Source organism: Candidatus Cloacimonadota bacterium (genome assembly GCA_028706475.1).
Classification (GTDB): domain Bacteria; phylum Cloacimonadota; class Cloacimonadia; order Cloacimonadales; family Cloacimonadaceae; genus UBA5456.
Map to the genome: position 1 here is coordinate 1 of JAQWBI010000060.1, position 8,206 is coordinate 8,206.

The 8,206-nt window shown below is 43.1% G+C and carries 9 protein-coding genes; 8 read left to right on the forward strand and 1 reads right to left on the reverse strand.

Features of this window, described 5'->3' with window-relative positions:
- Positions 1–180: 180 nt before the first annotated feature.
- Positions 181–1,518: a DNA repair protein RadA gene (gene radA / locus PHF32_08085; GenBank protein ID MDD4560674.1), complete on the reverse strand. Its 1,338-nt coding sequence runs from the start codon at positions 1,516–1,518 to the stop codon at positions 181–183.
- 458 nt (positions 1,519–1,976) lie between these two features.
- Between radA and PHF32_08090 the strand changes: the two genes are divergently transcribed.
- The 8 genes from PHF32_08090 to PHF32_08125 all read left to right on the forward strand — a co-directional run bounded on the left by PHF32_08090 (position 1,977) and on the right by PHF32_08125 (position 7,873).
- Positions 1,977–2,219, forward strand: coding sequence for a glutaredoxin domain-containing protein (locus PHF32_08090; GenBank protein MDD4560675.1), 243 nt, complete (start codon positions 1,977–1,979; stop codon positions 2,217–2,219).
- A 25-nt stretch (positions 2,220–2,244) separates the two neighbouring features.
- A complete protein-coding gene (locus tag PHF32_08095) occupies positions 2,245–2,700 on the forward strand; it encodes a MarR family transcriptional regulator (GenBank protein MDD4560676.1) in 456 nt (151 codons plus the stop codon).
- Positions 2,701–2,702: 2 nt separating this feature from the next.
- Positions 2,703–3,134, forward strand: coding sequence for an OsmC family protein (locus PHF32_08100; GenBank protein ID MDD4560677.1), 432 nt, complete (start codon positions 2,703–2,705; stop codon positions 3,132–3,134).
- Positions 3,131–3,637 carry a thioredoxin family protein gene (locus tag PHF32_08105; GenBank protein ID MDD4560678.1) on the forward strand — a complete coding sequence of 169 codons (507 nt, stop codon included), beginning with the start codon at positions 3,131–3,133 and terminating at the stop codon, positions 3,635–3,637. Before PHF32_08100 ends, PHF32_08105 begins: the two co-directional genes overlap by 4 nt.
- An 800-nt stretch (positions 3,638–4,437) precedes the next feature.
- Positions 4,438–4,725 carry a hypothetical protein gene (locus tag PHF32_08110; GenBank protein ID MDD4560679.1) on the forward strand — a complete coding sequence of 96 codons (288 nt, stop codon included), beginning with the start codon at positions 4,438–4,440 and terminating at the stop codon, positions 4,723–4,725.
- Positions 4,707–5,090 (forward strand): reverse transcriptase domain-containing protein, encoded by a 384-nt coding sequence (locus PHF32_08115; protein ID MDD4560680.1) that lies wholly within the window; start codon positions 4,707–4,709, stop codon positions 5,088–5,090. Before PHF32_08110 ends, PHF32_08115 begins: the two co-directional genes overlap by 19 nt.
- A gap of 328 nt (positions 5,091–5,418) precedes the next feature.
- On the forward strand, positions 5,419–7,173 hold the full coding sequence (locus PHF32_08120) for a hypothetical protein (GenBank protein ID MDD4560681.1): 1,755 nt from the start codon (positions 5,419–5,421) through the stop codon (positions 7,171–7,173).
- Positions 7,174–7,339: 166 nt separating this feature from the next.
- Positions 7,340–7,873 carry a hypothetical protein gene (locus PHF32_08125; GenBank protein ID MDD4560682.1) on the forward strand — a complete coding sequence of 178 codons (534 nt, stop codon included), beginning with the start codon at positions 7,340–7,342 and terminating at the stop codon, positions 7,871–7,873.
- The last annotated feature ends 333 nt before the right edge of the window (positions 7,874–8,206 follow it).

An 8,206-nucleotide genomic window follows, 5' to 3' on the forward strand; every position in this document is an offset into this window, starting at 1 on the left:
ATCGAAGAGATGGATAAATCCATATCTGCTCTAAAAGGGTATCGCAAAGCTGGATAATGACATACGAACTATTTCTCGCTAGCGACACTCCATTTTCCAAGCACTTAGGTGTAGGAAAGATTAGCAGGCAAATTGGAGTATGGCAGTCCAGTAGGAAAACGACACTCATGTCTTGACGAGTCACTGGGTAATTGCTGCAAACAAAGCCTTGATATCTTTGATTTTGTGAACCTTGGTATGCGTTTTTATCCGGGCAAAACCAGAGACGAAGATGTTTGTGTATCCCAGTTTAACGGCCTCGGACACTCGGGCTTCTAGCTGGGATACCGGTCTTACTTCCCCATTCAAGCCAACTTCACCGATAAATACAGAGTTTGGAGGTAATGGGCTGTCTTTCAGACTGCTAATGATAGCGGCAATTATGGCTAAATCCAAAGAGGGATCAACCGATCGAATGCCTCCTGCAAGGTTTATGAATACATCATTGCTCCGCAGATACAGCGCTAGATTCTTCTCCAATATAGCTAATAGGATGGCAAGCTTCTTCTGCTCCAGTCCTACCACCACTCTTTGCGGAGTACCGTAGTTTGAGCCAGTGGCCAGAGATTGTACTTCCACTATAAAACTTCGAGTTCCTTCTATGATACAACCTATTGAGGTACCGATTTGCTCCAGTTCATTACTTAGAAATATAGAATTTGGGCTATCTACTTGCATCAGTCCCAGATTGGTCATTTCAAACAAACCTATCTCATTGGTGGAGCCAAATCTATTTTTTACAGCCCTCAGGATTTTGTATTGATTCCGCAGCTCACCTTCAAAATAAAGAACTGTATCTACCATATGCTCCAGTATCTTTGGGCCTGCTACATAACCTTCCTTGGTAACATGACCCACCATAAATATAGGTATGCCATTCTGCTTCCCACATTTTAGCAGCCTGTTTGTACTCTCGCGTAACTGAGTGATACTTCCCGGAATACTATCTATGCTACTCAAGCTAATGGATTGGATGCTGTCCACAATTGCTAGTGCCGGAGCTTCTTCTTCAATACTGTCGATGATGTGTTCTGTGTCATTGGTGCACAATAGCAGGATGTTTTCGCTTTTCACATTGAGTCGTTTACTGCGCATATGAATCTGGGCTGTGCTTTCTTCTCCGGAGCAATACAGTACTTTTTTCCCACTTTGCCCCAGCCACTCTGCCAATTGCAACATCAAAGTCGATTTTCCTATTCCGGGTTCTCCGCCTATCAAGATCAGCATGCCGGATACTATGCCTCCTCCCAAAACCAGATCTAGTTCTGAACAGCCAGTGCTCATTCTCTCTTCGGCTACACCGCTTATCTTCACAATCTTCTCGGGTTTGTGTCGTGGACTGTTTTGATGTGTGATCTTGTTCTTACCGATGATTCGGCTGCTTTCTTTCAGTGTGCTCCAGCTACCGCAATTTGGGCATTTTCCACTCCATTTGCCGGTTTCAAAGCCACAATCCGTGCATACAAAAGTTGATGGCATAATAGCTTCCTTCACATATCGTTTACAAAACCCATCATCCTTGGGCAGGCCATTGTGGCAAGTTATTTCTTCTTCAGGTCAGGATGAGTCTCAATCTGGACTATTTCCGGATCGATAATAATATTGCATACACTATTATTTCTGGGATTTACCATCACATCCAGATTCATTGCGCACAGACGGTAACAATATTCATTAGAATTTGGGAAATATTCAGGGTGTATTATCAATGAAATAGAAACACCTTGACAAATATGGGGGCATCATTAACTTTTGTCCAGCAATGGGTATATGAGTGCCTTATTGTATATCAATCAATAAGATAAATTGATGCACTATTACGGAATGACAATGATTCCCATGCCCGGATTTCGATGTTATTTAAACGTGTTTTTTAAAGACAAAAAAAAGTTTTGGCTTTCTCAATGTTTGCTATATAATGTGATTCATGGAGTATCATGGAAATACTGAACATAGTAATATACAGTACACCTACATGCTCATGGTGTAAGAAGCTAAAGAGTTATTTGAAATCTAGTGGTTTCATATATAAAGAGTTGACGTATCCAGGGACAATAGAGCCCTTAGCGACATGGTTCGCAAGACAGGTCAATCGGGTATCCCGCAGACCTGGATCAATAATCATACAACTATCGGTTTTTAATAAAGCCAAGATAGATAAACTTCTTGGAATTAAGTGACAACGAAAAAACGTATGGAGAAAAAATGACAAACTACCCTGAAAAGTTCCACGAACTCGTTACCCGCCTTCAAGTTGTACTCAGTGACATTGATTACACTCAGAAGGCTTGCCTCCAAGCAGGACGCATGGAATGCATGCTACTGAACCACCTTTACAACACCAAAACCCCTGCCAATATGAATGAACTGGCAAAGGTTTTGAGCGTTTCTCACAGCCGTGTTACTCGTATTATGGATAACCTGGTCAACAAAAAACTGGTTACACGCAGGCCCAGCGAAGAAGATCGCCGTTGCTGGTTTGCCATCATTACTGAAAAGGGAATGAAGCTTGCCGAAAACAGCCAGAAGACGGTTCTTGACCAGCAAAAGAGTCTGTTGGACAAATTGTCTCAAAAAGAGATAGCTGATATTTACAAGGGCTTCAAAACCTACGTAGAGAAGTACGAAGAAGTACTGAGGGATTCCTACATAGAGATATAGCTATGGCTGGTGTAGTTGTAACCAAATGGACCGGAGATCTCAGTTTTGATTCTCTGGTTGCAGGTCATCATGTACTGATGGATGTGGACAAAGAGCATGGCGGGAACGATACAGGACCCCGCCCTAAATCTCTTTTGTTAACCGCTTTAGCCGGTTGTTCGGGAATGGATGTTGTATCAATTCTTCAAAAAATGCAGGTTAAAGATTATTCGTTCGAAATGGAAGCTGAAGGAGAACCCACAAAGGACCATCCTGTAGTATATCATACCATAACAATCGCATACAAATTCACAGGGAGTAATCTGCCTGAAGACAAGATTGTGAAAGCTGTGACACTCTCGACCGAGAAGTACTGCGGGGTATATGCTATGCTGAAAGAAGCAGCAAAAGTAGTAGTAAAAGTATTGATAAACGGAACCGAGGTGAATCTATGAGACACTCTCTGACAATCCTAATGGTATCCATGGCTTTACTTTGGGCTTGCAATCCCGCTGCTAAAGACAAGGTTTCAATGTCTGAACAGGAAGTGAACGAAGTTCAATCCTCACAGGATTATGAACCGGGTACTTGGATAGAGGACTGGGATCAGGCCATTGCTACTGCTAAAACCCAAAATCGCACAGTATTGGTGAACTTCACCGGATCAGACTGGTGCGGTTGGTGCAAGCGGCTTAGTTCTGAAGTATTTACGCAGGAAGCCTTTACCAAGTATGCGAGAGAAAACCTGATTCTTTTGAAGTTGGACTTTCCTCACCAAATAGAACAAAGTGTCGCACTGAAGCAACAAAACGACAAGCTGATGCGTCAATTTGGTGTACAGGGTTATCCAACTATTCTACTTGTTGATGAAGAGGGAAAAGAAATCGGACGTACTGGATACCAACCCGGTGGAGTTGAGGCATACATCGAACATCTAAAGGAACTTCAAATCCACTAGAGTTAAAAAACAAAAGAGATACAGAGCCACCGGATTCACGGTGGCTTTTTTTTGGTTTGCCCAGAATGCTTTCTGCGCCGATGGACTGAAAGAAGTCCTGACGCCTTACCAGCGGGAAGTCAACATGAGATCAAGGGCGCTCTTGGCAACGGCAGGGTCTGAAGTAAGAAGCAGTGGGAATATGGAACATAGCACAAGCGAACTGAAGTTGGTCGGTAGAGTGGGTAACCTTGCCTAAAGTGGGAAAGCCCTAAAGCTGGATAGCTCTACAGATTTTGACAGATGGCTTCATATTCAGGCAGGAAAGCTTAACTGGGGAAGCCTGTTGTTGTCCACAGCAGTGGAAAGATTGATCAAGCTGAGAGGCAAGTGATATCTATGCGACAGCAGGTGGCAGATGAGCCCGTATTAGTGATTAACCCTTTGCCGATGAAAGCTGGTGACAGACGGGAGGATAAAACAAAGGGGACAATGCTCATGGTAGCATTGGGGGCTGCAACTCAAAAGGTTGCAGTTCATGCGAAGGGGCGAAGGTAATCCAAAGGACAGCAGAAATGACAAGAAGTAGATGATGCAAAGTGAGAAACTAAAGAAGAAGCTGAAATGCTTTGAGGCTCGGATTGACAGTGGTGACGAACTTCCTTTCAATCCCGACCACACGAGTCAGAGTATTCCTGGAAAGGCTACGCCGGAGAATCTTCTATATTGCCTTGAGCTAAAGAGAGTGGATTCACAGGAAGAAGGAACTGATAGCATCAGGGAAACGGAATCAAAGAAGCGGCAATGAAACAAGGAACGTCATGAGAAAGTACTACAGTTTAATCGACAAGGTCTATGCGCTGAAGAACCTGTATGCATCCTTTGAAAGCGTCAAGCGTAACAAAGGAGCAGCGGGTGTGGATCATCAGAGCATCACAGACTTTGAAGCAAATCTTGTAGAGAATATCAATCAACTTCATGAATATCTACGCACAAAGACCATTCAGCCCTCTCCGGTAAGAAGAGTAGAAATACCCCGACCGGACGGCAGAAAAGACCATTGGGCATACCGAATGTCAGAGACAGAGTGGTGCAACAAGCCATCCTGAATGTAATACAGCCGATCATTGGGCCGGACTTCCATCCCTCGAGTTATGGATATCGTCCCAGAAGATCGTGCCAGCATGCAGTGGCTAAAGCACAGCAGTTTCTGGTTCGGTATGACCTTTCCTGGGCTGTGGACATGGATCTGTCAAAGTGCTTCGACACTCTCGATCATGAGCTAATTACAAGGATTATCAGGAGCCGTGTACGAGACCCGTACGCACGGTTCTGTGAGAGGGATGATGCTGGATTTGATCATCCAGCATCACCCTACTCGATTTTTGATCTTCAAACTGAGACTGATGGACTGCCATTTGCAGAAACGGTGATCAGAATCTTGCCCCAAAATCCCATTTGCAGTTTTCAGTGATCAAATTTGCAGTTTTCAGTGATCACTTATAATCTCCAAGTTGCAATCACTTATTGGAGAGTCACCCTTTTAAGTATACAGGCAAGTCCGTTGAAGATAGTACAGAGGAGAATGATGAAGAAATACTAAGAATTAGGTAGATAGTTTATCCAGCACTGGTGATATAAGCGGATGAGCTCTCCAGAATAAAGGTCAACAGGTTGTTAAAGGAGAATATGGATACGTAAAAGCGCAAAAAAAGATAAAAGGATAGAGAGGAAAGAGTCGCGCATATTATCTTGACTGATAGCTGTGACTCTGCAAATTGGCGTTAGAAGTATAGCATTGTATGAAACGCATATTTATTACGGCTTTATTCTTTGTTGTGTCCACTGTTGCAGCTTGGGCCAGAAACGAAGATCCCATCTCCAATGGCATCAATAATGTCATTAACAGAGATCTGGTGTCCGATGTTCAGGACAGCATGCAGGAGAATCGTTTCTTGAAACGGGTGTATCCCCTCATCTTCAGGTCAAGCGGTCGGGATTCCGATGTACCTGAATTGGATAGCGATTTCTCCGAATGGGAAGGAAAACAAATCATATATCTGAACATCATACAGCAGGATGTGTTTGAGATAAGCGCACGTAGCGAAAAGATCCCTCTGTATAATGATGTCTTGCGCTTTGCTAACATGGTACAACCCAAGACCCGCATGAACATCCTGAAGAGTAATCTCTTTGTAAGCGAGGGAGACAGTTTGAATCCTGATCTCCTGGTTGCCAATCTGCAGTATCTGTATGATTTGGGTCTGTTTTCGGAGTTGACCTTTTTCCTCAGTGATAGAGGAGATAATGCTACCGGGATTGACCTGGTGGTGAGAGAGAAGTTCTTTTTATTGCTAAGTTCCAAGTTGATGGACAGTAACAAACTGCAATTGAAACTGCTTGACCGGAATTTCCTGGGTTTAGGTCATTCAATGAAGCACAGCTGGTATATTGATCCCAAAAAGAGGGAGTCCCTGGGCTGGGAATCCACATATACATATCCCAATATGTTTTCACGCTTCATTCAAGGAGACCTGAACTATTTGACCTTGCCGGGGCAGAAATCATTTAGCTTGGCATTCCAGCGCGATTTTTTATATCCCCTTTATGCTGATTTTGGCGGAGTTGATTTTTGTTCTGCTCAAAGCTCTCCTCCTCATGATAGTATCAGAGTGAAAAAACAAGAATATGGCGCATGGTATGCCCATGCTTTTTCCAATCTTGAGTATCCGCAGTATCTGTATTCTGCCATAAGTATGGAATCAACAAAGCACCAGGAGCATCCAGATGGGCTAAGCTGGCAGGATTCCTTTTTTGCTTTGGGCGCTCTGGGTTATGCCAGCTCGGAATATCGTAATATTCAAGGTCTGGGCTCGTTTCTGGACAGCGATTACTTGCCTAAAGGGCACTTATTACAATTATTGTACGGGTATGAATTCGGCAAGATGAAGCAGCGGCCATTTTTGGGCATTCACAGCGCATTTTCCGCTTATCGCAGGCCAGGACATTACCTTTATGCCAAAATGGCGTGGGACAGCTTTTTTGACGGCGCAGAAGCGGAACAGAGCTTCATTGCTATAGAACCGCTATATATCTCACCTCCCAAGATAATCGGCAACCTGGAGGCGCGTAGCTTGATAAGAAGTAGGATTGTAAAATCATATAAGACTTTACCCATCCAAACTATCACACTCTCTGAAGACATATTTTTCAGGGAGGGAGAAGATTTACAGGGAACTGATCTCTTGAGTGTCAGCATCGAAGAAGACTTCAATACGTCGTACCGAGTATTAGGGTTTCAAATCTCCTACTTTGCCTATATCGATATGGCTGTAATGGATGGTTGTCCTGGTTCAAAGAATAGGGAACACCTCTATGAGCAAGGTTTGGGGCTTCGATTCAGAAATCCTAGCTTGATATGGGATTTTATAGAGTTTAGGGGCGGTCTGAAGTATATCAATGCGGATAAACCATCATTCAATGTATCCTTGAGCTTGAAACCAACTCGTATACTTGAGGATTTCAGGGGAAAGAGACCGAAACCCTATATGCACTAAATGTAGATTGATGGCTTTCTCTCCTCTCAGTCATGTCTATCAGAGAGCAGGAACCTTGATTTAGTCTGGTAAAACAGTGGTAAAATGGGAAAATGCTAAAAAAGGTTTGACAAAAAAAGAAAGCTTAAAAGAGTGAGAACAAAGAAGAATTTCTAGGGAGAAGATAATGTCTGAAACAGCAAAAAATACACAGCCCGATGCAACTAAGGATTTGCAAGTAGCTGACAAGTATAAGGTTAGTTTAGTAGAGTTGATTATGATCCTGCTTTTAGTGGGATTGGTCTTTGTGTTTTTCTTTGGCATGCGCCAGCTAAAAATCGACAAAGCCGCAGAAGCTCTGGCTCAAGAGAAATTCGAAAAAGTAGTCCCGATTATGAAAACTGCAATTGATGCAGCTGAAGCATTTAAACTGCAAGATGAATTTGGTGACTATCCTTTTGATTTCGGTCTGTTGAACCTTAGCGATACCGATAGCTATAAGATAAAATCTGACGAGAATGGTGTGATGTATATTGATGCTACGGATTTCACCATCAATTACGATACCGAACAGTACAGCTTTATTGCTACCAGTACCGAATCATTTGGCAAAGCCGGCGTAAAAGTAATCTATATCTTATCCGAAGCTGCATATCAGGTGGAGGATCCTGCTCCGGAACGTAAACCTACAATACGGGACGAATGGTTGCCTCAGGACTAATTCCTTAATACCATATAGTTATATTATACGGTTCCTGCGGGAACCGTTTTTTGTGCGTCGAAAAAAATAATCCGAATAATGCACTGGAGTAACAAGACATATATGCTATCTATCTCTGTTAAAATATGTTAAGGGGTGGCAAGGACTTCAGGCAATGTATAGTATCTACCCCCGATATTGAAGTCCATTTGATCATATAACATATAGAAGACCATTGAACAATTCCGACCCTGGTCAATGCTGAGATGTGTCAAGCGCCCGGCAGTGGGAATTATCAAATAAAAGTGGAAAATTTGGTCGATTTTGCCCTAAAACGCCCTTCTGGAGCCCTCA

Excerpts from the sequence above, each read along its gene's own strand:
- radA (MDD4560674.1), bottom strand. The coding sequence starts at position 1,518 with ATGCCATCAACTTTTGTATGCACGGATTGTGGCTTTGAAACCGGCAAA.
- PHF32_08090 (MDD4560675.1), top strand. The coding sequence starts at position 1,977 with ATGGAAATACTGAACATAGTAATATACAGTACACCTACATGCTCATGG.
- PHF32_08095 (MDD4560676.1), top strand. The coding sequence starts at position 2,245 with ATGACAAACTACCCTGAAAAGTTCCACGAACTCGTTACCCGCCTTCAA.
- PHF32_08100 (MDD4560677.1), top strand. The coding sequence starts at position 2,703 with ATGGCTGGTGTAGTTGTAACCAAATGGACCGGAGATCTCAGTTTTGAT.
- PHF32_08105 (MDD4560678.1), top strand. The coding sequence starts at position 3,131 with ATGAGACACTCTCTGACAATCCTAATGGTATCCATGGCTTTACTTTGG.
- PHF32_08110 (MDD4560679.1), top strand. The coding sequence starts at position 4,438 with ATGAGAAAGTACTACAGTTTAATCGACAAGGTCTATGCGCTGAAGAAC.
- PHF32_08120 (MDD4560681.1), top strand. The coding sequence starts at position 5,419 with ATGAAACGCATATTTATTACGGCTTTATTCTTTGTTGTGTCCACTGTT.
- PHF32_08125 (MDD4560682.1), top strand. The coding sequence starts at position 7,340 with ATGTCTGAAACAGCAAAAAATACACAGCCCGATGCAACTAAGGATTTG.